Origin of the sequence: Candidatus Avedoeria danica (genome assembly GCA_016703025.1) — a bacterium.
Classification (GTDB): domain Bacteria; phylum Chloroflexota; class Anaerolineae; order Epilineales; family Epilineaceae; genus Avedoeria; species Avedoeria danica.
Genome location: JADJCV010000004.1, coordinates 13,170 through 36,679, shown reverse-complemented (window position 1 = coordinate 36,679; position 23,510 = coordinate 13,170). Strand labels below are relative to the sequence as shown.

At 67.9% G+C, this 23,510-nt stretch carries 21 protein-coding genes; 15 read left to right on the top strand and 6 right to left on the bottom strand.

The annotated features are described in order from the left end of the window. Positions 1-128: 128 nt before the first annotated feature. From IPG72_03720 to IPG72_03680, 9 genes are all read left to right on the top strand, one after another. Positions 129-2,771, top strand: coding sequence for a glycosyltransferase (locus tag IPG72_03720; GenBank protein ID MBK6768136.1), 2,643 nt, complete (start codon positions 129-131; stop codon positions 2,769-2,771). Positions 2,772-3,686: 915 nt separating this feature from the next. After that, a complete protein-coding gene (locus IPG72_03715) occupies positions 3,687-6,920 on the top strand; it encodes an N-6 DNA methylase (GenBank protein MBK6768135.1) in 3,234 nt (1,077 codons plus the stop codon). 50 nt (positions 6,921-6,970) lie between these two features. After that, positions 6,971-7,213 carry a DUF4160 domain-containing protein gene (locus IPG72_03710; protein MBK6768134.1) on the top strand — a complete coding sequence of 81 codons (243 nt, stop codon included), beginning with the start codon at positions 6,971-6,973 and terminating at the stop codon, positions 7,211-7,213. Continuing rightward, on the top strand, positions 7,191-7,457 hold the full coding sequence (locus IPG72_03705; GenBank protein MBK6768133.1) for a DUF2442 domain-containing protein: 267 nt from the start codon (positions 7,191-7,193) through the stop codon (positions 7,455-7,457). Before IPG72_03710 ends, IPG72_03705 begins: the two co-directional genes overlap by 23 nt. Before the next feature lies 1 nt (position 7,458). Continuing rightward, on the top strand, positions 7,459-7,788 hold the full coding sequence (locus tag IPG72_03700; GenBank protein MBK6768132.1) for a DUF433 domain-containing protein: 330 nt from the start codon (positions 7,459-7,461) through the stop codon (positions 7,786-7,788). 155 nt (positions 7,789-7,943) lie between these two features. Beyond that, positions 7,944-8,387 carry a helix-turn-helix transcriptional regulator gene (locus IPG72_03695; protein MBK6768131.1) on the top strand — a complete coding sequence of 148 codons (444 nt, stop codon included), beginning with the start codon at positions 7,944-7,946 and terminating at the stop codon, positions 8,385-8,387. Positions 8,388-8,460: 73 nt separating this feature from the next. Next, positions 8,461-8,931 carry a DUF1801 domain-containing protein gene (locus IPG72_03690; protein ID MBK6768130.1) on the top strand — a complete coding sequence of 157 codons (471 nt, stop codon included), beginning with the start codon at positions 8,461-8,463 and terminating at the stop codon, positions 8,929-8,931. A 9-nt stretch (positions 8,932-8,940) separates the two neighbouring features. Then, on the top strand, positions 8,941-9,351 hold the full coding sequence (locus IPG72_03685; GenBank protein MBK6768129.1) for a VOC family protein: 411 nt from the start codon (positions 8,941-8,943) through the stop codon (positions 9,349-9,351). Between the two features lie 110 nt (positions 9,352-9,461). After that, on the top strand, positions 9,462-11,843 hold the full coding sequence (locus IPG72_03680) for an excinuclease ABC subunit UvrA (GenBank protein ID MBK6768128.1): 2,382 nt from the start codon (positions 9,462-9,464) through the stop codon (positions 11,841-11,843). A gap of 131 nt (positions 11,844-11,974) precedes the next feature. Here IPG72_03680 and IPG72_03675 read toward each other — a convergent pair whose 3' ends face one another. Further along, positions 11,975-12,964 (bottom strand): aldo/keto reductase, encoded by a 990-nt coding sequence (locus tag IPG72_03675; protein ID MBK6768127.1) that lies wholly within the window; start codon positions 12,962-12,964, stop codon positions 11,975-11,977. A 343-nt stretch (positions 12,965-13,307) separates the two neighbouring features. Between IPG72_03675 and IPG72_03670 the strand changes: the two genes are divergently transcribed. Then, positions 13,308-13,580 (top strand): type II toxin-antitoxin system VapB family antitoxin, encoded by a 273-nt coding sequence (locus IPG72_03670; protein MBK6768126.1) that lies wholly within the window; start codon positions 13,308-13,310, stop codon positions 13,578-13,580. Continuing rightward, on the top strand, positions 13,577-13,963 hold the full coding sequence (locus IPG72_03665) for a type II toxin-antitoxin system VapC family toxin (protein ID MBK6768125.1): 387 nt from the start codon (positions 13,577-13,579) through the stop codon (positions 13,961-13,963). The genes IPG72_03670 and IPG72_03665 overlap by 4 nt, the downstream gene beginning before the upstream one ends. Before the next feature lie 64 nt (positions 13,964-14,027). Here the strand turns inward: IPG72_03665 and IPG72_03660 are convergent, their stop codons facing one another. Together IPG72_03660 and IPG72_03655 are read right to left on the bottom strand one after the other, a co-directional pair. After that, positions 14,028-14,606, bottom strand: coding sequence for a heme-binding protein (locus IPG72_03660; protein MBK6768124.1), 579 nt, complete (start codon positions 14,604-14,606; stop codon positions 14,028-14,030). A 293-nt stretch (positions 14,607-14,899) separates the two neighbouring features. Then, positions 14,900-16,087, bottom strand: coding sequence for a hypothetical protein (locus IPG72_03655; GenBank protein MBK6768123.1), 1,188 nt, complete (start codon positions 16,085-16,087; stop codon positions 14,900-14,902). 690 nt (positions 16,088-16,777) lie between these two features. Between IPG72_03655 and IPG72_03650 the strand changes: the two genes are divergently transcribed. From IPG72_03650 to IPG72_03640, 3 genes are all read left to right on the top strand, one after another. Continuing rightward, a complete protein-coding gene (locus IPG72_03650) occupies positions 16,778-17,425 on the top strand; it encodes an MOSC N-terminal beta barrel domain-containing protein (protein ID MBK6768122.1) in 648 nt (215 codons plus the stop codon). A gap of 94 nt (positions 17,426-17,519) precedes the next feature. Next, positions 17,520-18,224 (top strand): hypothetical protein, encoded by a 705-nt coding sequence (locus IPG72_03645; GenBank protein ID MBK6768121.1) that lies wholly within the window; start codon positions 17,520-17,522, stop codon positions 18,222-18,224. A gap of 861 nt (positions 18,225-19,085) precedes the next feature. Then, positions 19,086-19,487 (top strand): hypothetical protein, encoded by a 402-nt coding sequence (locus IPG72_03640; protein MBK6768120.1) that lies wholly within the window; start codon positions 19,086-19,088, stop codon positions 19,485-19,487. 574 nt (positions 19,488-20,061) lie between these two features. Here the strand turns inward: IPG72_03640 and IPG72_03635 are convergent. Beyond that, the gene (locus IPG72_03635) at positions 20,062-20,727 is read right to left on the bottom strand and encodes a YebC/PmpR family DNA-binding transcriptional regulator (GenBank protein ID MBK6768119.1); all 666 of its coding nucleotides are present in this window, start codon (positions 20,725-20,727) and stop codon (positions 20,062-20,064) included. Between the two features lie 204 nt (positions 20,728-20,931). On the opposite strand from IPG72_03635, the gene IPG72_03630 reads away from it, so the two are divergent. Further along, positions 20,932-23,025: a VWA domain-containing protein gene (locus IPG72_03630; GenBank protein ID MBK6768118.1), complete on the top strand. Its 2,094-nt coding sequence runs from the start codon at positions 20,932-20,934 to the stop codon at positions 23,023-23,025. Between the two features lie 10 nt (positions 23,026-23,035). On the opposite strand, the gene IPG72_03625 is transcribed toward IPG72_03630, so the two are convergent. Both IPG72_03625 and IPG72_03620 read right to left on the bottom strand, forming a co-directional pair. Then, a complete protein-coding gene (locus IPG72_03625; protein MBK6768117.1) occupies positions 23,036-23,191 on the bottom strand; it encodes a hypothetical protein in 156 nt (51 codons plus the stop codon). Then, the gene (locus IPG72_03620) at positions 23,181-23,480 is read right to left on the bottom strand and encodes a nucleotidyltransferase domain-containing protein (protein ID MBK6768116.1); all 300 of its coding nucleotides are present in this window, start codon (positions 23,478-23,480) and stop codon (positions 23,181-23,183) included. The genes IPG72_03625 and IPG72_03620 overlap by 11 nt, the downstream gene beginning before the upstream one ends. Positions 23,481-23,510 lie beyond the last annotated feature (30 nt).

The window sequence follows — 23,510 nt, the reverse complement described above, 5'->3', positions numbered from 1 at the left end:
CCGCACATCACACTCCCTCGCTATGCTCGGCCCCGCTGCGGGACGGCCGACCGCGTCCGATCGTCGGATGAGCGCGCCTGCCGCACGACTTCGCTGCCGTTGACTCACAGGATCGACAGGAGTAGGTCGTGAGGCCGCACGATTCGCGCGCGTTTGCCCTGGATGTCGCCTCTGAATTCGATGTAAGCGTCGGCCGCCCGCGACGAATCGACCTGCACTGCCACAGCAGTGCCAGCAACCGGTCCGACGAAGCGCTGTTGAACGCGATTCGCTGTCCCGAGAGCTACAGCTCGCCGGCCGACGTCTTCGCGCAGGCCCGGAGCCGCGGGATGGACGTGGTGACGATCACGGACCACGACACGATCGACGGGATCGCGTCACTCGTTCAGGGCGGCGAGCGGTCGTTCGACACGGCGGGCATGGATCTCCTCGTCGGTGAGGAGCTGACGTGCTGGTTCCCCGAGGACCGGTGCAAGATCCACTTGCTGCTCTGGGGCATCACGCCGGGCGACCACGCGGACCTGCAGGCCGTCGCGCACGACATCTATGCCGTGGCGGACATCGTCGAGCAGCGCCGGATCGCCCATGCGGTGGCCCATCCGGTCTATCGCCAGAACGACGTGCTCGAACGCTGGCACCTCGAACGGCTGATCCTGCTGTTCAAGGGGTTCGAGACCCTCAACGGAGCGCACAGCGCGCTCCATCGCCGGTCCCTCGAGCCGGTGCTGGACCAACTCACGCCCGAGGGAATCGATGCGCTGGCCGACGCGCATGGCCTGCGACCCTTGTGGCCCGAACCCTGGATCAAGACCCGCACCGGCGGCAGCGACGACCACGGCCTGCTCAACATCGGCCTCACGTACACCGAGTTCGACGCAGACGCGCGCACGGTTCCCGACCTCCTGGAGTGTTTGCGCACCGCCCGCTGCCGACCGGGCGGCGAGGCCGGATCGAGCGTGAAGCTGGCGCACAACCTGATGAGCGTTGGCATCCATTACGCCGCCCGCCAGGTACGACCGCGATCGGCATCCGCAGCATCGTCGGCGTCGGCAGGTATGATGCAGATGCTCGTCGGCGAGCACCCGCGAGCGACGGGCCGTCGGCGCGCCGCGATCGCGATCGCGGTGAAGCGCACGGGCGGGCGTTTGCGGCGCGTGTTCGTTCGGTCGAAGTCCGGCGGCACGTCGGCCAGGACCGGCAGCACGCTCCTCGCCGACCTGATCGCCGCATCGTGCAGCAACCGCATCGCCGAGCATCCGGCCATCCATCAGGCCGTGAAGAGCGGCGTCGCACCGCTGTCCGAACACGCCGCGATGTTCGCGTTCATGGCGGCCGTCCAGCGCGACGTGTCGGGCGGCATCGCCGAGTCCGTCGCCGACGCGCTGTCGGACGGCCGCATCGGGGCGATCTTCGATGCGTTCGCGGCCATCCTCATGCAGCAGTGCATCCAGCTGCCGTACTACTTCTCGCTGGCGCACCAGAACCGCGAGCGCAACGATCTGGCGCGGATCACCGGACAGGGACGCGTGCCGACGCGCGAAAACCTGCGCGTTGGCGTGTTCACGGACACGTTCGATGACGTGAACGGCGTGGTGCGCTTCATCCGCGAGATGGGCGACGAGGCGGCGGTGCGACAGCTGGCGCTGACGGTGCACACGTGCAGCAGCGAGCCGAGCTTCGATGCGCCCTATCGCAAGAACTTCATGCCGCTCGTCGAGCGCGGGATGCCGTTCTACCCGGACCTCACGCTGACGCTGCCGCCGATCGTCGAGATCCTCGAGTGGGCGGACCGCCAGCAGTTCGACGCCGTACACGTCGACACACCCGGCCCGATGGGTCTGTGCGGCTGGCTCGTGGCCAAGCTGCTGCGCATCCCGGTGCTCGGGACGTACCACACGGACTTCCCGGCATATGTCCGCCACCTCAGCGGCGGCGACTTCCGCATGACGGCCGCGACGAGCGGCTACGTCGGTTGGTTCTACGGTCAGATGGCGGCCGTCCTGTCCCGCAGCCTGGCCTACCGCGAGCAACTGGGCGATCTCGGGATCCCCGACGACCGGATCACCGCCGCGCCGCCCTGCGTCGACACCGCCACGTTCAACCCCCGCCATCGCGACGTCCGCATCTGGGCCGGCCTCGGCGTGCACGAGCCGCTGCGCCTGTTCTTCTGCGCGCGCCTCAGCCAGGAGAAGAACGTCGCGTTCCTCGCCTCCGTCTTCCAGGCGATCTGCGCCACGCGGCGCGACGTGGCGCTCGTCATCGCCGGCGACGGTCCGTGCGCCGCGTCGCTCGGCGAGGCGCTCGCCGGCCTGCCCGCCTACCTGCTCGGCCGCCAGGACGACGCCGCCCTCGCCCGGCTGTACGCGAGCGCCGACCTGTTTGTCTTCCCGTCGCGCACGGACACGCTCGGCCAGGTCATCCTTGAAGCGCTAGCGAGCGGCCTGCCCACGTTGGTGAGCGATGAGGGCGGCCCGCGGGAGATCGTCAACGACAACCGCACGGGTCGAGTGCTGTCGGCGGCCGATCCGGCGCACGACGTTCCATTGTGGGTCGGTGTGATCGAAGACCTGCTCCGCGACGAGCCGCGCCGCCGCCGCCTCGGCCGCAACGCCGCCGACCGCATGTCGCGGTTCACGGCTTCGGCGGCGTTCGAGGCGTTCTGGGAGGCGCATTGGCGGGCGGCGGTGGGGGCGATGGCGGGTGCGCCTGCCCGTGATGTAGATTGCGCAATTGATCGAGATACTCGTGGTCCGGTGACCGCCCGGCGATAAATCGCCGGGCTACAATAACTGCGCCTGCTGAAGCAGGCTATTCAGACTGTAGCCGGCTTCAGCCGGCGTCGTTATTGTAGCCCGGCCGTTCAGGGCCGGGCGATCGCCCGATCCCCCCTCCCACGGTGTCGCCCATGCCCACGCCCACGCCGCCCCCCGCGCGACCGCCCGCCCAACTCGCCCTCACCCTCGAAACGCACCGCAACCACTACCTCTTCGCGGATCACTTCCTGACGCACGTCCTGCCCGGCGACCCTGCATGGTCCGCTGTCGACGGCCGCGACGTGCTGGCGGTGCTCGCTCCGCTGTGGGCCGCCTTCGAGCCGGAGGGCACGAACGAGGCGCAGGTCGAGGAGGGTTGGGTCCGCCCGGTGCTCCGCGCACTCGGCCATTTGTTCACCGTCCAGGTGTCGATGAAGACGCCGCTCGGGCCGATGACGCCGGACTACGTGCTGTATGCGGACGAGGCGACGCGAGCGGCGACACCGTCGACGGGGTTGGCATCGGAAGCGGACTTCAGGGGAGCGATCGCCATCGGCGACGCCAAGGCGTGGGCCAAGCGGTTGGACCAGCCGTTGACGGCGCGGCAGCAGTCGCTGGGGTTGAAGACGAGCGACAACCCGAGTTATCAGATCGACGCCTACGTGCGCTACTCCGGCCTGCCGTGGGGCATTTTGACGAACGGCCGCCACTGGCGGTTGGTGCATCGGGATACGTCCAAGCGGCTGGATGTCTACTACGAGGTCGATCTGCCGGCGCTGATCGAGCAGGCGGCGGGCGCGTTGCAGTCGACGACGACGACGACGAACCGCATCGGCATCGGCCACGACTGCCCTCGACGCCCTCAAGTACTTCTGGCTCTTCTTCCGCGCCGCGGCCTTCACCACCGCCGACGGCCCGTCGTGGCTCGACCGCGTGCTGACCGACAGCCGCACCTATGCCCAGGGCATCAGCGACAGCCTGAAGGAACAGGTCTACGAGGCGCTCGCGGTCTTGGCTCAGGGCTTCTACGACATGCCGTCGAATCGGCTGGCGAGCGATGACGCGACGCTGAAGGCGGTGTACGACAACAGTCTGATCGTGCTGTACCGGTTGTTGTTCGTGCTGTATGCCGAGGATCGCGGGGTCTTGCCCCTTGCGTCGAACAAGATGTTCAGGGAAACGTACAGCCTGCAGGCGCGCAAGCGACTGGTTGCGATCGACATCGAGCGTGACACACCGGTCGCGACGAGCATGGACAACATCTGGATCGGACTGAACGCTCTGTGGCGATACATCGCCAACGGTCATCCCGAACTCGACATTCCTGCCTACAACGGCGGCCTCTTCGACGGCGCCCGCCACCCGTTCCTCGAGTCCCACAGCGTCGGCGACCGCGCGCTCCGTCGGGCGATCGACCTCGTAGCGCGGGCGGACGACCGGCGCGGCGGCGGGCGGCAGTTCGTGGACTACCGCGACCTCGAAGTGCGGCATCTCGGGAGCATCTACGAAGGGCTGCTGGAGTACCGGCTGCGCTTTGCCGAGGCGGATCTGGCGGTGACGCGCGAGAAGGGCCGCGAGGTGTACGCGCCGGCCGTCGCGGGCCAATCCATCGCAGTCGCCGCCGGGCGCGTGTACCTCACGACGGACAAGGGCGAGCGCAAGTCGACGGGGAGCTACTACACGCCCGATTACATCGTGCAGTACATCGTCGAGCAGACGGTGGGGCCGGTGCTGGAGGATCTGACCGGGCAGCACTTAGGCGATGGGGCGATCGGATCGACGGCGACGTCGGCATCGACGGCGGCCGGCGGCGGCAAGGCGGCGCTGGTCGACGCGATCCTATCGATCAACATCCTCGACCCCGCGATGGGCTCCGGCCACTTCCTGGTGGCCGCCACCGAGCACGTGGCCCGCCACATGGTCGGGCTGGCGCTGGACGTCCCGCCGGACCTGGGCGAGGAGGGTGAGCTGGCGTACTGGCGGCGGCGGATCGTGCAGGCGTGTATATACGGCGTCGATGTGAACCCGCTGGCCGTCGAGCTGGCCAAGCTGAGCCTATGGCTGGCGACGGTGGCGCGCGACCGGCCGCTCAGCTTCCTGGACCACCACCTGCGCACCGGCAACAGCCTCGTCGGCGCGCGCGTGGCGGACGTCCCGCTCGGCACGCCGCCGCGGCGCGTGTCCGAGCGCCGCGTGAAGGCCGTCGCCGCCGCGGAGGCCGCCGGCCAGCTGAGCATGACCACCGACAGCGCCTTCGCCGGCGCGATGCTCACCGCCAACGGCCTGATGTCCGAGATCGAGGCGATGCGCTCCGACACCGTCGAGGACGTCCACGCCGCCGAGGCGCTGTTCCATGATCAGGTGCGCGTCCAGACCGCCAAGGCCCGCCGCCTGGCCGACGTCTGGACCGCCCGCCACTTCGGCCTGACGATCGACGAGGGCACGTGGCCCGAGTTCGTCGCCCACATCCTCCACGGCGGCATGGCGCTGCCGCACTGGACGGCGATGTTGGACGAGGCCGATCGGATCGCGGGGGAGCGGCGGTTCTTCCATTGGGAGCTGGAGTTCCCGGAGGTCTTCTTCGACCGGTTTGGGCGGCTGGATGCGTGGACGAGCGGGTTCGACGCGGTGATCGGGAACCCGCCGTATGTGCGGCAGGAGTCGCTCGGCGACATCAAGCCGTTCCTGGCCACCCTCCTGCCCGACGTCTACCACGGCACGGCCGACATCTTCGTCTACTTCATCGGCCAAGGCCTCGGCTTGCTCCGCGCCGGCCGGCGCCTGTCCTACGTCGCCAGCAACAGCTGGCTGCGCGCCAACTACGCCAGCCCGCTCCGCTACCACCTCCGCACGGAGTGCACCGTCGAGGCCATCGTCGACCTCGGCGACAACCGCGTCTTCGCGGATGCTCCGGATGTCTATCCGGCCATCGTCGTCATCCGCAACGCCCTCCCGCAACTCATCAGCTACGTGGCCTCCGCCTCAACGTTCACGCGCGGCGAGGGCATCCGTGACTTCCGGCAGCAGGTTACGGCCAAGCGCATCCAGGTGGCGATCCACGACCAGAGCGATAAGGGTTGGCAGCTCGGAGATGATGCCGCGCGGAAGCTGTTGGCGAAGTTGCTGGCAGGCGGGACACCGCTAGGCGAGGTCGTGGAGGGGCGGATCTACTACGGCATCAAGACCGGCCTGAACGAGGCGTTCATCATTGACACGGCGACGCGCGTTCGGTTGGTGCAGGAGGATCCGCGGAGTGCGGAGATCATTCGGCCGATCTTTCGGGGGGAGGATCTGCGGCCTTGGTATCAGGAAGACAAGGGGCAGTGGCTCATCTTCGCACGCCGCGGGATCGAGATTGCTGCGTATCCAGCGATCGAGTCTCACCTGTCAAGCCTGCGTCAGCGGCTGGAGCCGCGCCCGCGGGATTACGGCGACAGCGGCTCGTGGCCCGGCCGCAAGCCGGGCAACTATCAATGGTTCGAGATTCAGGACACGGTGGATTATTGGCGCGCGTTCGACGTTCCGAAGCTCATTTGGCCAGATATCGCCAAGTCTCCCCGGTTCTCGCTGAACGAGGACAGCGCCGTGCTCGCGAATACTGCGTACTTCTCGCCATTGGATAACGAGCATGCCCTCTGGCCGCTCGCATCGCGCTGCGCGTGGTTCGTGTTGATGCAGATTGGACAACCACTCGGCGAGCGGGCCGGGCAACAGCGCTTCCGCCTGTTCGATCAGTACATGGCAAAGCTCCCCATCCCCACCGCCCCCACCCCCACCCGCACCGCCCTCGCCGACCTCGCCCTCCGCATCACCGCCGCCGCCAAGTCCCGCTACGCCCTCCACCAGCGCGCCCGCCGCCGCATCGCCGCGGACCTCGGCGTCCCGGGCGTTGCGCTGAACCAGAAGCTCACGGCGTGGTGGACGTTGGAGTTCCCGGCGTTTCGGGCGGAGGTGAACAAGGTGTTCCGGCGGGACATCGCGCTGCGGGAGCGGGACGACTGGGACGGGTGGCTGGGGGAGCAGCGGGCGGGGCATGAGGGGCTGACGGCGGAGATCGTGGGGTTGGAGACGGAGCTGAACGGGATTGTGTATGGGCTGTTCGACTTGACGGCCGCCGAGGTGCGGCTGGTGGAGGGGAGTACGAAGTATCGGTATGGGGAGGTCTAGGGGCGCCGTTGTCCCTGCTAGAATGGGCGCAGCGCAGGAGTTGACCGCCGATGCCAACGATCAGAGGTACGGACGGGCCGTACCGGCTGTTCTTCTACAGTTTCGACTGTGCCGAACCGCCCCACGTCCATGTCCGACGCGATCGCCAGGTCTGCAAGTTCTGGCTCGAACCAGTGGCATTGAGCACCAACGACGGTTTTACGGCCAACGAGGTCAATCGCATTCGCCGGCTTGTTCTGGATCATCTCCCGCGCATCATGGAGGCTTGGCATGAACACTGTGGCGACGCCTGATCCGCGCATCAGCCGTGTCGAAGTGACGGACGACGAGATTATCGCCTACCTCTCGGACGGCCGAACGATCAGCGTTCCGCTCGCTTGGTCATGGCGCCTGTCGGATGCGACGCCCGCCCAGCGTCGCAATTGCGAGATCATCGGCAGCGGGCAGGGCGTGCATTGGCCCGACGTAGATGAAGATATCAGCGCGAGCGGGATGCTCAGCGGCACGCCGGCGCCGCGGCCCAAGCAGTTGGCCTGACATGACCGACCTGCAAACCATCGAATCGCTGCTCGCCAACCTCAGCCAAGGCGAGAAGGCACAAGTCCTGCAATGGGTCGCGCGTGACCTGGGCAACTCCTACCCGGGCATTGATGCCATGCCCGGCGTGAGCGGCGGCGAGCACTGCGTCGTCCGGACGCGCATTTCCGTCTGGTTGCTGGTCCAGGCGCGCCGGCTGGGTACATCTGAGTCGGAACTGCTTCGCGCTTATCCGACCCTTCGTGCCGAGGACCTGGCCAACGCATGGCACTTCGCCAGCATGCGCGGCGCGGAGATCGACGAACGGATTCGCGAGAGTGAGGCCGCGTGAGGCAAGGCGCGCCTCTTCGCTTTTCCGCGGCTAGCGAGTGTGCCGTGGCGCAAAGCATCTGCGCTCGTGCGGCCGCCAGACCAGCCCTGACACGGCATCGCACGGGACGCCAACGTCACTAGCCAACCCCGCCCCCCCATGGCAACATCGCCCAAGTGAGCCCGCCCCCCGCCCCATCCCACCACCTCCGCGACCTCGCCCTCCTCCGCCGCGTCCGCGACCGCATCGACCGCGAGTACGCGCAGCCGCTGGATGTCGAGGCGCTCGCGCGCGGCGTGAACATGTCGGCCGGGCACCTCAGCCGCCAGTTCCGAATCGCCTACGGCGAGCCGCCGTACAGCTACCTGATGACGCGGCGCATCGAGCGCGCGATGGCGCTGTTGCGACGCGGCGACCTCAGCGTCACCGAGGTCTGCTTCGAGGTCGGCTGCAGCTCGCTGGGCACGTTCAGCACGCGCTTCACCGAGCTTGTCGGCGTGCCGCCCAGCGTCTACCGCCGCCACGCGGAGAGCGCCACGGCCGGGATGCCGGCGTGCGTCGCGAAACAGGTGACCAAGCCTGTCAGGAATCGAGAAGCACCGGATCCGAGCCGCCCCTAGAATGGCGGCCTCGGACATTGGTGCCGGGCAAGAGGGTCGTCCTCACCGCGACCCGCACAAGAGGAAACGTACCATGAAGGACACGCAGAGCTCGACCAAGCGCACCACCGCTGCCGACAAGTCGCCCGACGGGTTCTCGGCCGAGGAACGAGAGGCGATGCAGGAGCGCGCTCGTGAGCTGAAGGCGGAAGCGCGCGCGAACAAGAACAAGGCGGAAGGGGAAAACGACGTGCTCGCGAAGATCGCCGAGATGCCGGAGCCAGATCGCGCCATGGCCAAGCGGCTCCACGAGATCATCAAGGCCAGCGCGCCAGCTCTCTCACCGAAGACCTGGTACGGGATGCCCGCGTATGCCAAGGACGGCAAGGTCCTCTGCTTCTTCCAGAGCGCCCAGAAGTTCAAGACGCGATACGCGACGCTCGGCTTCAGCGACGAGGCGAACCTCGACGACGGATCGATGTGGCCGACCACCTTTGCGCTGACGGAGCTGACCGCCGAGGGCGAGGCAAGGATCGGCGCGCTCGTTAAGCAAGCGATGGGTTGAGGGCGGAACATGAGTATCACCATTCACTCGAGCTTCCTCCCGCACACCGACCCCGACGCTTCCCTCGCCTTCTACCGCGATACGCTCGGCTTTGAGGTCCGCAACGACGTCGGCTACGCCGGGATGCGCTGGATCACGGTCGGTCACGCCGACCAGCCCGGCACGTCCATCGTCCTGTATCCGCCGTTCGCCGCCCCCGGCATCACCGACGACGAGCGACGTACGATCGAAGAGATGATGGCCAAGGGCACCTTCGCCATCATCATGCTGGCCACCCAGGACCTCGACGGCGCCTTCGAGCGGCTGCAAGCCAGCGACGTCGAGATCGTCCAAGAGCCGATCGAGCAGCCGTACGGCGTTCGGGACTGCGCGGTCCGCGATCCCGCGGGCAACCTGATCCGCATCCAGGAGCTGCGCTGAGCCGTCGGGTGATCGCCATGTCGGCACCCGGGGCTTGAGCCCCTGGCGTCGACGGCATCCAAACGGATCGGCTTCCCAGACAGCCCATTACCCATGGAGACACGACGAACATGCCCACCACGACGGACACGCAGCCGCCCGCGCTGCACCCCGCCGACCGCCACGATCGGATCCGCGTGCACGGCGCCCGCGAGAACAACCTCAAGAACGTCAGCATCGAGCTCCCGAAGCGCCGGCTGACGGTCTTTACCGGCGTCTCGGGCTCCGGCAAGACCTCGCTCGTGTTCGACACGATCGCCGCCGAGTCGCAGCGGATGATCAACGAGACGTACAGCGCCTTCGTCCAGGGCTTCATGCCGACGCTGGCGCGGCCGGAGGTCGACGTGCTCGACGGGCTGACGACGGCGATCATCGTCGACCAGGAGCGGATGGGCGCCAACGCCCGCTCCACCGTCGGCACCGCCACCGACGCCAACGCGATGCTGCGCATCCTCTTCAGCCGGCTCGGGCAGCCGCACATCGGCTCGCCCCAGGCGTTCTCGTTCAACGTCGCCTCGGCCCACGGCAGCGGGGCGATCACCGTTGAGCGCGGGTCCAGCCAGGCGGAGAAGCGGAGCTTCACGATCACGGGCGGCATGTGCCCGCGCTGCGAGGGCATGGGCCGGGTGACCGACTTCGACCTGACGCAGCTGTACGACGACAGCAAGTCGCTCAGCGAGGGAGCGCTCACGATCCCCGGCTACAGCATGGAAGGTTGGTATGGCCGCATCTTCAGCGGCTGCGGCTTCTTCGATCCGGGCAAGCCCATCCGCACGTTTACCAAGCGGGAACTCCACGACCTCCTCTACAAGGAGCCGACGAAGATCAAGGTCGACGGCATCAACCTCACCTACGAGGGCCTGATCCCGAAGCTCCAGAAGTCGATGCTCTCCAAGGACGTCGACACCCTCCAGCCGCACATCCGCGCCTTCGTGGAGCGGGTGGTGACGTTCACCGCCTGCCCCGAGTGCGGCGGCACCCGGCTGAGCGAGGGGGCCCGATCGTCGAAGATCAACGGGATCAACATCGCCGACGCCTGCGCGATGCAGATCAGCGACCTCGCCGCGTGGGTGCGCGGCCTGGACGAGCCGTCCGTGGCGCCCCTGCTGGGCGCGCTGCGGCACAGCCTGGACTCGTTCGTCGAGATCGGGCTCGGCTACCTGTCGCTCGAGCGCCCGACCGGCACGCTCTCGGGCGGCGAGGCGCAGCGCACGAAGATGATCCGCCACCTCGGGTCGTCGCTGACCGACGTCACCTACGTCTTCGATGAGCCGACCATCGGGCTGCACCCGCACGACATCCAGCGGATGAACGACCTGCTGCTGCGGCTGCGCGACAAGGGCAACACCGTGCTCGTCGTGGAGCACAAGCCGGAGACGATTCATATCGCCGACCACGTCGTCGACCTCGGCCCGCGCGCCGGCACGGCGGGCGGCGAGGTCGTGTTCGAGGGCACCGTCGAAGGGCTGCGCAGGAGCGATACGCTGACCGGGCGGCACCTGGACGACCGGGCCGCCTTGAAGAAGGCGGTGCGGACCTCATCGGCGGTGCTCGAGGTGCGCGGCGCCAGCACCCACAACCTGCAGAACGTCGATGTCGACATCCCGCTCGGCGTGCTCGTCGTCGTCACCGGCGTGGCCGGCTCGGGCAAGTCCTCACTGATCCACGGCTCGGTGTCAGGTCGGGACGGCGTCGTGTCCGTCGACCAGACCCCGATCCGCGGCTCCCGGCGGAGCAATCCGGCCACGTACACCGGCCTGCTCGACCCGATCCGCACGGCGTTCGCCAAGGCCAACGGCGTGAAGCCGGCGCTCTTCAGCGCCAACTCCGAGGGCGCCTGCCCGACGTGCAAAGGCGCCGGCGTGATCTACACCGACCTCGGCGTGATGGCCGGCGTCGCCACGACGTGCGAGGAGTGCGAGGGAAAGCGGTTCCAGGCATCCGTGCTGGAGTACCACCTGGGAGGCCGCGACATCAGCGAGGTGCTCGCGATGTCGGTGACCGAGGCCGCGGCGTTCTTCGGCGAAGGCGAGGCCAAGACGCCGGCCGCGCACGCTGTCCTCGGCCGCCTCGCCGACGTCGGGCTCGGCTACCTCAGCCTCGGCCAGCCGCTCACGACGCTGTCCGGCGGCGAGCGCCAGCGCCTCAAGCTGGCCATCCACATGGGCGATAAGGGCAACGTCTACGTCCTCGACGAGCCGACCACCGGCCTCCACCTGGCCGACGTGGCGCACCTGCTCGGCCTGCTCGACCGGCTCGTCGACGCCGGCAAGTCGGCCATCGTCATCGCGCACCACCAGGCGGTCATGGCGCACGCCGACTGGATCATCGATCTCGGGCCGGGGGCGGGGCATGACGGGGGGCGGATCGTGTTCGAGGGCACGCCGGGCGATCTCGTCGCCGCCCGCTCGACGCTCACGGGGGAGCATTTGGCGGCGTACGTGGGCGGCTGATCGAGGCCGTACCCGGCAGCGCGTCGACGTCGGCACGTCGGCAATCGACATCGCGCACCCGCTGACACTCTGGTGGGAGGGGCTTAGACTGCCGGGCTCAGGCGGGGGGGCGATTGAATTGCCTATCCCCATCATCCGTTGACCGAGTCCATGCTCTGGTAGCGGTCGCCCGCCGCAACGCCCGGCGGGAACGCTGCTTCCAGCCGCGCGAGCGCGTCCGGCGACAGCTCCACGTCGCCAGCCGCCACGTTCTGCTCGAGCCAGCGGCGACGCTTGGTGCCGGGGATCGGGACGACGTCACCACCGCGCGACAGCACCCACGCCAGCGCCACCTGTGCGGGCTCCGCGCCGATGTCGGCGGCGATGCTCGTGAGCTGGTCGACCAGCAACCGGTTGGACTGCAGATTCTCGCCCGACAAGCGCGGCACTCCCCCCAGGCGAAAGTCCCCGTCGTCCAGGGCCGTGGGGTCGTTCAGCTTCCCGGTGAGGAAGCCGCGGCCGAGCGGCGAGTACGCCACCAGACCGATGCCCAGCTCCCGAAGCGTCGGCAGGATCACCGCTTCCAGGTCACGCTCCCAGAGCGAGTATTCGGTCTGTAGCGCGGTGATCGGGTGCACGGCATGTGCGCGACGAATCGTCTCGGCGGATGCCTCGCTCAACCCCAGGTGGCGCACCTTGCCTGCGGCGACCAGCTCGGCCATCGCCCCCACGGTCTCCTCGATCGGAACGGTGCGGTCGACGCGGTGCTGGAAGTAGAGGTCGATGTGATCGACGCCCAAGCGCCGCAGCGACGCGTCACAGGCCTCGTGTACGTAGGCCGCGTCGCCGCGCAGGCCGAGCCATTCGCCATGCTCGCCGCGTACGGTGGCGAACTTGGTGGCGATCACCGCGCGGTCGCGGTGCGGCGCCAGCACACGGCCCAGCAGCTGCTCGTTGGTGAACGGGCCGTACATGTCGGCGGTGTCGAAGAAGGTGACCCCAAGCTCCACCGCCCGAAGCAGCGTGGCTTCGGCCTCGGCTTCGTCGGCGTGGCCGTAGAACTCGCTCATCCCCATGCACCCGAGCCCTTGCTCGCTCACTTCGAGCGCCCATTCGCCCCGACCCAGCGTTCGCATCTTCATCGCTCTGCTCCCCTTGTTCGCAACGCCCGAATTGTTGTAGCAGAACAGGTCGCGCTAGGGAAAGGCGGGAAGTCCTTGACCGGATCGTCGGTTTCGTCTTGATCATGGCCGCTCAGCTCCTTCCGCTTCCAACAGCGCCAGGAAGGCGCCGGAGGAGACCACGCGGATGCTCTCGTACGTGCCCACGGCATATTGAAATCCCTATCCCGGCCATCGTCATCGCGCAACGCCGGACGGTCACAGGCACGCCGGGTGCGGGAACGCCAGCGACGACACACCACCGATACACCTTTCTTGCACCGTTACACCATCCGGCCTATGGTTGTGCCCGGAGGACGGAGCTATGGCACTGAACATCAAGAACGAGCGCGTCGAGCGCCTCGTCGCCGAGGTCGCCGGCATGACGGGCGAGACGAAGGTCGAAGCGGTGCGGCGTGCCCTGGAAGAGCGCAAGGCCCGTTTGGTCCTCTACGCGCCGGCGGGCGACCCGTTTGCGCGGGCGATGCGGATCATGGAGCGCGAGATCTGGCCGGCGATCCCGGCGGCGCAGCTGGGTCGACGGTTGAGCCGCGACGAGGAGGACGCGATCCTCGGCTACGGACCGGAGGGCGTGTGATCCTCGACGCGTCGGCCATCCTCGCGATCCTGTTTCGGGAGGACTGTGCAACGGACCTCCTGGAACGGCTCTGGCGCGCATCGCCGCGGGCCGTCGGGGCGCCGACGCTGGCCGAGGCGGGCATCGTACTTGCGGCACGGGCCGGCGAGGCGTCGATCCCGCTGCTGTATCACTTCCTCGACGCGTTCGGGATCGTCACGATCCCGTTTGACGGGCTGCATGGGCGGGAGGCGGTCGCCATCTACGACGCGTACGGCAAGGGTCGGCACCCCGCCGGCCTGAACTTCGGCGACTGCCTGTGCCTCGCCACGGCACGCCTGGCAGGACTGCCGCTCCTGTGCGTCGGCGACGACTTCTCTCAGACGGACGCCGTTCTGGCCTGATCGCCATCGCCGAAATGTGCAGGACGGCGTGGCAACCCGGCTATGCGGTCCGGGCGTGGCGTGCTCAAGGGGCTACGTCGACGAGGATCTCGTTGCGCCGCAGGAACCACGGCGTGATCGGCGGATTGTACCGCGCCCAGACGGGGGCGCCGGCGACGGCAACGCCGCGGCGGGTGAGCGCATCGTAGAGCTGACGGAGCTTCAGTTCGTACCGCCGCGTCGACCAGCCGCCCGAGTAGCGCAGCGCCGCGACCCGTCGCGCCGGCTCGGCGCGGAGCCGAACGCGGGCGTCGATGGGCTCGGGCAACGCGTCGAGCGCATACGCGGCGGGCATCGTGAACTGAATCAGCCACGGGCCGGCGTCCGCCGACGCGTCGGCGCCGCCGGTCGCCTGTTGGAGCACGGGCGCGGTCATCGCGATCCTCTGCCCCTTCGCCTGCAGCACCGGCGCCGTCATGGCGATCTTCCGGTCGCCGCGATTGCCGCCGAAGATGTAGCCCGCCAGCCGGCGGAAACCCTCGTTGGTCGCACCCGACCGGTCGCCTTCGACTTCGGTCTCGGCGACGACATAGCCGTCGTACTGGCGGATCTCGACGCCGTCGAACCGGTCGACGACGGTGTAAGCAAGCGTTTCGATCGCCACGGCGGAACTCCAGCTCGGTAGAATCGGTCGGTCATGGGCGACGGAGGCGGACCCGAATCCGTCAAGCCCATGACGTCGCCGAAACGCTGATCATAGTGGCGCGCGCAAACGTGACCGCCGCGACGAGCGGCGGATACGACCAGCCGCTCGTCGACAGCCCCCTGGTCGCCGTGGACGCCATCCGCTGCCCGCTCCTCGTCATCCAGGGTGCGAACCTGGTGCGGTGCTACAAGATGATCGTGGGGTTCGTCGAGGCGAAGTTGGGGGATAGGCGCGGCGTCGCACGGGCGGCATCAGCGTCGGGCGGACGTGATGCCGACGAAACGCGCGCCGCAGAGCAGCGCCGGCAGGTACGACGGCGGGCCCGTCGGAGCTGCGGTGGGGGTGGCGTCAAGCGTCGGAAGTGCGGTGGGCGACGCGGTGGCGGTGGCCCAAGGCGGCACACCGTAGCGGAGCGTATTGCGAAAGCCGACGGCCCAACCGTCGTCCGGCGCGATCATGTCCACGTCCAAGAGCCCGATGTCCGCCGACGCACGGCTCAGGTCCTCCTCGCGCCAGCCGCCATCCTGGAAGCGGAGAACGAAGGGTTTGTCCGTTGCACCGGACTTGCCTCGGCCGGCCGCGAAGGCCAGATCGCCGGACAGCATGTCCACGCCGCCCAACACGATGTCAAATCCGGTGTCCACCACGTTCCACCGACCGTCCGCAAGCCTGAGCGTCGAACGTCCGAAGCCGCCGACAGCCCAGCCGCGGTCCATGTCCATCAGCGCGAAGTCAAGATAGCCGGCGGGCGCGTCGGGCGACTCGGGGCCGGGCACTTCCCGCCACGCGCCATCGTCGTAAAGGAGCGTCTTCCCCTCCCAGCCAACCGCCCAGCCTCGTTCGGCGTCCACCATTTCGACGCCGATCAACAACCCCGCGCCCGGGCTGGGCACTGGGGACCAGCTGCCGTTCTGGAGGTGCGCCATGCACATCTCCTTCCCGCCGCTCCCGCCAGAGCCAACAGCCCAGCCTTCGGATGGGCTCAACAGCTGAACGTCGTACAGGCTGTGGCATGGCGTGCGCTCGACCGGCCCGACGCGGCCGGAGCGGATCGGCAGGAGCACCGAGCGCGTCGTCCCCCCCAGCTCGTACCCGACCGCCCAGCCCTCGGTCTCCGACAGCATGCCGATGGACATCAAGTACACGTTCCGGTGAGTGCTGGCCGCTTGCCACGTGCCGTCACGGAACACCAGCACTTGGCCCGGCCCATCGACCGATGACATGGACACCGCCCAGGCAACATCGGACGAGACCATGTCCACGGCCCTGAGACTCCCGGTGGCCGGATTCGGGACGCGATACCAGTGGGCGTGGTCGGCCTGAGATGGTGGCCGCAAGGCGGGCTCGGCGCCGGCGCGGGAACCGGCGATGGCCGTCCCGATGAGGCCGGCGATGAGGTAGGACACGGTCAGAAACCGCAACCGAGAGCGATCGGCCAACAAGACATGGGCTCCTTCCGGCACGATCCTGGGCACTCGCCGTCGCCGCACGCCGTCATCCGTTGAGCGGCGCAGCACATTGCGGCGGTCGTGCGCACAACGGCGAGGTTGGCCCCGCCTGTGAGGTCAGACGGTTAGCCGATGGGAATGACGACGCGGACCCGAGCGGCGATACGCCGTCCCTGTAATGGCCGCGGACGGCACGAGGCGGGACGCGACCGCCGCTCGCGAGGGGCGGCGACGGTGGCGGCTGCCTCGTGCACGCGACGATGTGGGCCGATGGGGGGTGATGAGGGGCGTGATCGCGGGTCGGAGGGGTTCCGGCAGGCGGTGCTGGCGCGGATGTGGTGTCGGAGGGGGGCGCACGCCGTTCGGATGGGCGTGCGGAGAGGGTGCGACGGCGCTGGGGACGCGGATGGGGCGGTTGACGCGGGGGTGGGAGGGGCCTAGACTGGCCGGGCTCCGGAGGGGGGCGATTGAAATTCCTATCTCCCCGCTGCTACCGCGGTAGTCGGATCGGCTCACCTTGATCATGGTTCGCTCCGCACATTCGCACGATCGACCATTCGCACGATCGACGCCTACTTTGGGCGTTGCGATCCTCACCCCCCGCCCCCGTAACGCTCCGCCCTCCCCCGCCGACAACGTGAGGCGCCACACCTCGCGGCGCGCACCGATCCGGAGGGAAGCGTGGCGATGCATGTCGCGGAACTGTGGCGATACCCCGTCAAGACGATGGGCGGCGAGCCGCTGGATCGGGCGCGGATCGGCCCGCTGGGCATCGAGGGGGATCGGATCGTGCACGTCGAGGACGGGCGCGGGCGGGTCGTGACCTCGCGCTCGCACCCGCGGTTCCTCGGGCACAAGGGGTCGATCGGTGCAGGCGGCGACGTGCTCGTGGACGGCAGGCCGTGGGACGGCCAGGCGGTGAACGCGGACGTAGTGGCGATCGCGGGGCCCGGCGCGGGGCTCGTGCGATTCGACGGGCCCGAGCGGTTCGACGTGCTGCCCCTGCTCGTGGCCACGGACGGGGCGATCACGGCGTTCGGGCGGGACGGGCGGCGGCTGCGGCCGAACCTCGTCGTCGGCGGCGTGGAAGGGCTGGCGGAACGCGAGTGGCCGGGATTGCGGCTGCGGATCGGCGACGTGTGGATCGGCGTGCAGGATCTGCGGATGCGCTGCGTCATGACGTCGTACGACCCGGACACGCAGGCGCGGGACCCTTCGATCTTGCGCGGCATCGTCGAGCGGTTCGACGGCAAGCTGGCGCTGGACTGCTACGTGATCGAGGGCGGGGAAGTCGCGGTTGGCGACGCGGTGGAGCTGGTGGGCGCGTGAGTCGAAGGGCCGCACAGCCGGGCGCCGCCGCCACCGAACGACCTCCCGTCGTGGTCGAACGTCCGCCCGCCAGGCGGCATGGCACAATCCCGCCATGCTCCCCGTCGCCATCGCCCGCCAGAGCTTCCGCCGCCACCTGACGTACCGCACCGTGGCGCTGGCCGGGCTGGCGACGAACTTCTTCTTCGGCATGCTCCGCGTCGCCGTGATCACGGCGCTCTACGACGGCCGTTCGGAAGCCGCCGGCATCACGCTGCCGGCCGCGATCACGTTCACCGCGATCAGCCAGGCGGTCATCGGCCCGCTGGCGGCGTTCGGCTGGTTCGACGTGATGCGCAGCGTCCACACGGGCGAGATCGCCGGCGATCTGCTGCGGCCGATGGGCTACATAGCGTACTGGCTGGCGAACGACTTCGGCCGCGCCGCGACGCAGTTCATCCTGCGCGGCGTGCCGATGCTGATCGGCTACGTCGCGCTCTTCCCGCTGATCGCCCCCGCCGGCACGCGCTTCGTCTGGCCGCACGGCACGGCGATGTGGGCGGCCAGCGGCGCGTGCTTCGTGCTGGCGTGGCTGATCAGCTTCGGTTGGCGGTTCGTGGCGAACCTCAGCGCGTTCTGGTCGCATCCAAGAACCGAAGGTGATCGACAAGATCCTGCGCCACTTACGGGCCAAGGGTCAAGACGCTCGCGCCGGCCCGTGGGCGACCGGGCCGCCGGCGGGCGGTGCGGCGAACGAAGCGGCGAGCGATGCGGCATGATCGCCGCGGACGGACGGGCGGATGGCCGCGGACAGCCATAACGCCGTGGACAAGCATGATGGCCGCGGACGGCACGAGGCGGGACGCGACCGCCGCTCGCGAGGGGCGGCGACGGTGGCGGCTGCCTCGTGCACGCGACGATGTGGGCCGATGGGGGGTGATGAGGGGCGTGATCGCGGGTCGGAGGGGTTCCGGCAGGCGGTGCTGGCGCGGATGTGGTGTCGGAGGGGGGCGCACGCCGTTCGGATGGGCGTGCGGAGAGGGTGGCGACGGCGCTGGGGACGCGAATGGGGCGGTTGACGCGGGGGTGGGAGGGGCCCAGACTGGCCGGGCTCCGGAGGGGGCGCGATTGAAATTCCTATCTCCTCGAGGCCTGTCGGACGGTGGGGGTGACGGCCGTCGCGGGGGGGTATCGGCCGTACCGATTTGAGTTTCGGACGGCCTGTGCGTACCCGTAGGCGGCGTAGCTGGCGATGCGTGGGCCGAAGGGATGGGGCGCGGGCGGGTCAATGCCACGCCGGAGCCCTCCCGAACCACCACGACAGCCCGCGCGACCTCCCGTTCGATCTCCTCCGGTGACACGCCCATGACCGTCTCACGCATGCGGTCGAGGGCGGCAAAGTCCTCTCGCCGTTGCTCCTCTGTCAAGTCCTGAGCCACGAACACGCGTTTTGAAATCTTCTCGCGTGGGGAGGCTTGAGTGCGAACGGGCGCGGCCGTTTCGTGGCGCTTCGAGACCACACCATGCGGCCCGGCAGGCTGTCCGACAGAGGTACGCGGCCGGAACTGACATTGCCGGTGTAACATACTCCGCGTATACTGTCACTACCGGCAGTGACAGACCACGACAGGAACACGATAGTGCCCCGGACTACGGACACTTCAAAGAACGGTTGCGGCTGATGGCCGTCGTCTCAGACAGCCGCGTGACCAAACTAGAGGCTGAAACCCGAGCGCTCAAGCAGGCGGATGTGGACTTGGGTCGGGATCAGCGGATTCTGCAAGGCCTCCTGGCAAGCTTGCAGACCGACGTGATCGATATCAAGACGCGCGTGATGAGCATTGAGTCTGGTATTCATGGCCTGAAAACGGATCTTGATGGCCTGAAAACGGATCTTGATGGCCTGAAAACGGATGTTGATGGCCTGAAAACGGATGTTGGTGGCCTGAAAACGGATGTTACCGGCCTGAAAACGGATGTTACCGGCCTGAAAACGGATGTTACCGGCCTGAAAACCGACATGGCCGAAGTGCTGCGCCTGCTCCGCAACGGACGCGGTGGGTCGGCCAACGGCAGCGTCTGACACCGTCGCGCCACCAAGAGGCAACCGGCGCAAGCCCGTCACGGGCCGTCCGCCACCCATGTTCAATCGCTCGATCTGAAGACTGCTCGGATCGACAGACGTCCGCCTGACCCGCGCGGCAAGTACGTCTCGGCGTAACCTCCGTCCTTCGCTCTTCGCATACTCCGACGTCACTGGGCGTGCTTGGCTCAGTCCATGCCCCCTACTATAGGCTGCTGGTTCGGCCGCGTATCGCGCGGAACGCTCGATCGATCCGACGTCTCCCCTGCACCTGACCGGCCTGAGCGGTTGCGTTCAACGGCGATAGCGTTATCGGAGTGCCCAGGTCATTCCTCGCAGATCCTGCGCCACTTGCGGGCCAAGGGTCAAGACGCTCGCGCCGGCCCGTGGGCGACTGGGCCGCCGGCGGGCGGTGCGGCGAAAGAAGCGGCGAGCGATGCGGCATGATCGCCGCGGACGGACGGGCGGATGGCCGTGGACAGCCATAACGCCGTGGACAAGCATCATGGCCGCGGACGGCACGAGGCGGGACGCGACCGCCGCCCGCGAGCGGCGGCGGCGGTGGCGGCTGCCTCTAGGACGCGGCGCCGTGGGCTGAATGGCGAGTGATGGCGGGTGCTGAGGGGCGTGAGCGCGGGGCGGAGGGCTTTCGGCAGGCGGTGCGGGCGCGGCCGTGGTGCCGGACAGGGCGCACGGCCGTTCGGATGGGCGTGCGCATGGCGGCGCGACCGCGTTGGAGACGCGGATGGGGCGGTTGACGCGGCGGTGGGAGGGGCCTAGACTGCCGGGCTACGGAGGGGGCGCGATTGAAATTCCTATCCCCCCGCGCCGCTTGAACTAACTGCCAGGCCACGGTGCCGCTCTCGCCCAGGCTGCAGCCGTGCTTGGTGAAGACGGAGCGCACCTGCCCGGCGGTGCGGTTGCGATTGTCCGTGGTGGCCTCGACGATGATGGCCACGCCGCCGGGGCCGTAGCCCTCGTAGGTCACGTCGTCCAGCGCCGTCGCCTTGTCCCCGCCCACGCCGCGCTGGATGGCCCGGTCGATGTTGTCCTTGGGCATGTTGGCCGCGCGGGCTCCGTCCACGGCCAGGCGCAAGCTGAAGTTCATCTCCGGGTCCCCGCCGCCGTTCTGCGCGGCGACGGTCAGGCCCTTGGCCAGCTTGGTGAAGATGGCGCCGCGCTTGGCGTCGGCGGCGCCCTTCTTGTGCTTGATGGTGGACCACTTGGAATGGCCGGACATGGCGGTTGGCTCCCCGGTTGGGCGGTCCGTGACGAAGTCGGCTTGACCGCAAACGACCGTGAAGGATAGCAGGGACGGGATGGGGGAGGGGGCTATGCTACCATGCTGTCCAGTGCGATAGGGTGAAGGCGTCGAAGACCGGGTGAACCTCAACATGTCCGGCGCTGCCGTGCACATCGTCCGAGTCGGGTAAGGAATCCGTCGATGAACACCTACACTGCTCCCCTGGCGTCGTTCCTCATCGGGCTCACGATAATCGTGGCCAGCCTCGGCCCCATGTGGATCTCAGATGAGTCCGCCACCCCAACGTCTTCGGTCCCACGCTCCAGTGACCAGAGTCACCTCCCGCCGCTCGCGGACATCATCCTGTTTACTGAGGACAATGCGATTTCGCCCCCTGACGGTTGCGATGCCGTTTCGATCTTCGATCTCAAATCTGCAAAGCCATTTCATCTTGGGAAGCAATTTTCATCGCCGGGCCGAATGGCGTTCGTATCCGACCTGTCGCTGGTCATCGCCAACAGGACGAATGGCATCTATGCCACGGGCCCGCTCACGGCGCCGCTCCACAGCGTTTATGCCTTGCACAGGACGACCGGGGGCGGGGACGGTTGGGAGGCCACGTGGCTCTCGTCGGTGCCCTGGACAACGCCGGTCGGCGGAACGGCCATCACACCGGACGGACAGTATCTTCTCATCGCCACCCAGGAGTCGTCCGATCGAGCCAAACCATGTGTCGGAGGCCAATTCTTCGGTGTTTCCAAGTTCGCTCTCTCGGAAATCGATTGGATCGGCAAGCGCTTAGGCCCTGAACGAGGACGTCTTGAGCTTCCGGTTCCCGTGGCCGAGATCATCATGGCCTCAAGTGGGACCGTGGCCCACCTGGTCCTGGTGCCCATGACCGAGCCGAGTCGTGACGACTTGGCGAGCTCCAACCGCGTCGTATCGATCGATGTCCAGAATATGGAGAGGCTGGGCCGGGATGTTGTCATCAAGCCGATTGGGCGGTACCCGATCGATTGCGTCACCCGGGGCGGGTTCAGGCACCACCCACTCCGGGTCACCCACGCAACCCTTTCGACCGACGAGAAGCTTCTGATCACGAACCGCTGGATCGTTGGCGAGCTCAATGTCGTCGACTTGGTCGCACGGATCGCTTGGCAAGTGTCCACGCCAGGCATCACCATGACCGGTGGCGTCGCGTTCAATAAGGGTTGGGTCAATCCGGAGCTTCTGGCGGTGCACGGTGTGACCTCCATCGGAACGTATCGCTGGCGGGAGGGTGGCGAGCTCGAGCTGGTCGCCCGCGCCCCGGTGGAGTCGCCTGTAAACCTTCGCTATGATCCGGCGTCGTCGGCCATACCATCGTACGCCGGCCCCCAGGCATCTATCGCGTGGAGCGGAGACGGCTCGCACCTGATCGCCGGGGCATCAATTCGCGGCCCCTTCGATTTCAGATCGTGGCGTGTATCGGAGTCCGGCGCGCGGTTGACCGAGCATCTGGCGTTCGAAGCATGCGCCGATCGCGGCGACAACTTTCCCAATGACATCGCTACGTTCAATGGCTTGTTACCCAGCCCAACGGTCACCCTGGTGCCGGCGACGACCACTCCGACTCCCACCATCACGCCCAGCCAAACGCCTACCCGCGACCCCGCCCCGATCTTCCTTCCCCTTCTCCTCCGCGAGACCTGCCTGCCTGAGCAACGCCGCGTCGATGCCGTGCTCGTCCTCGACGCCTCGTTATCGATGCTCGAGGTCACGGCGCCTGGCAGCTCGCGGACCAAGCTCGATGCCGCCCGTGAGGCGGCCCAGGCCTTCCTCTCCGCCCTGCGGCTGGGTCAGGGCGATCAGGCGGCGGTGGTCGTCTTCAATGCTCAGGCCACCCTGCTCAGCGGCCTGACCGCCGACCGGGCCGCGCTCGACGCCGCGTTGGGATCGATGGCCGCCGCGCCGCAGACCTGCATCGTCTGCGGCGTGGATTCCGGCGCCTCCGAGCTCGCCAGTGCCCGCCACGATCCCGATAACGCGCCGGTTCTCATCCTTCTCACCGATGGGCGTTCCAACCCGCAGCCGGTCAGCGCCGCGGTGACCCGGGCCTCCGCGGCAAAAGCGGGCGGCATTCGGATCTTCACCATCGGCCTCGGCTCGGACCTCGACGCATCGGCGCTGCGCGACATCGCGTCAGAGCCCGCCGCCTATTGGCACGCCCCATCGGCCGCTGAGCTGGCCGGTATCTACCGCGCCATCGCGGTGGACATTCCCTGCCCGGGCGCCGCGTTCTGGGCGGGTAGATGAGTGGACCTCCTTAGCTCTCTCCGACAATTTCGAACTCTCGCTCGACGGCGGACTGAATCACGTCGCTTTGCAGAAAGGCAGGAAAGTCGAGTCCCGCGGTAAACGCTTCAATGGCTTCGAGCGCCTTGACCGTGTCAAAGACGAGTTTATCCACTTCACGCGACATACAGCGGCCTGCGGCTTTCGTCCACCGCCGCGATGAAATAGTGATTGCGCATGGCCTCGATCGTGACAAGGTCTGCCGGACGTAGAAAGAGCGCCTCCAGGCCTTCCTTGAGCTCGAAGTAGCGTTCGAATCGTTTTCCGGCAGCTTGGTCGAACTCGACAAGAAAGTCGATGTCGTTGGTAGGGCCGTAGCGCGTAGTGGTTGCCGAACCAAAAACATCGAGCCGCTTCACGCGCAGCCGACGACAGAGCTGTGCCACCTCACTTCGATGGGTTTCGATATCCAACATGGGGCCCTCGACGTCGATCGGTCCCTGACC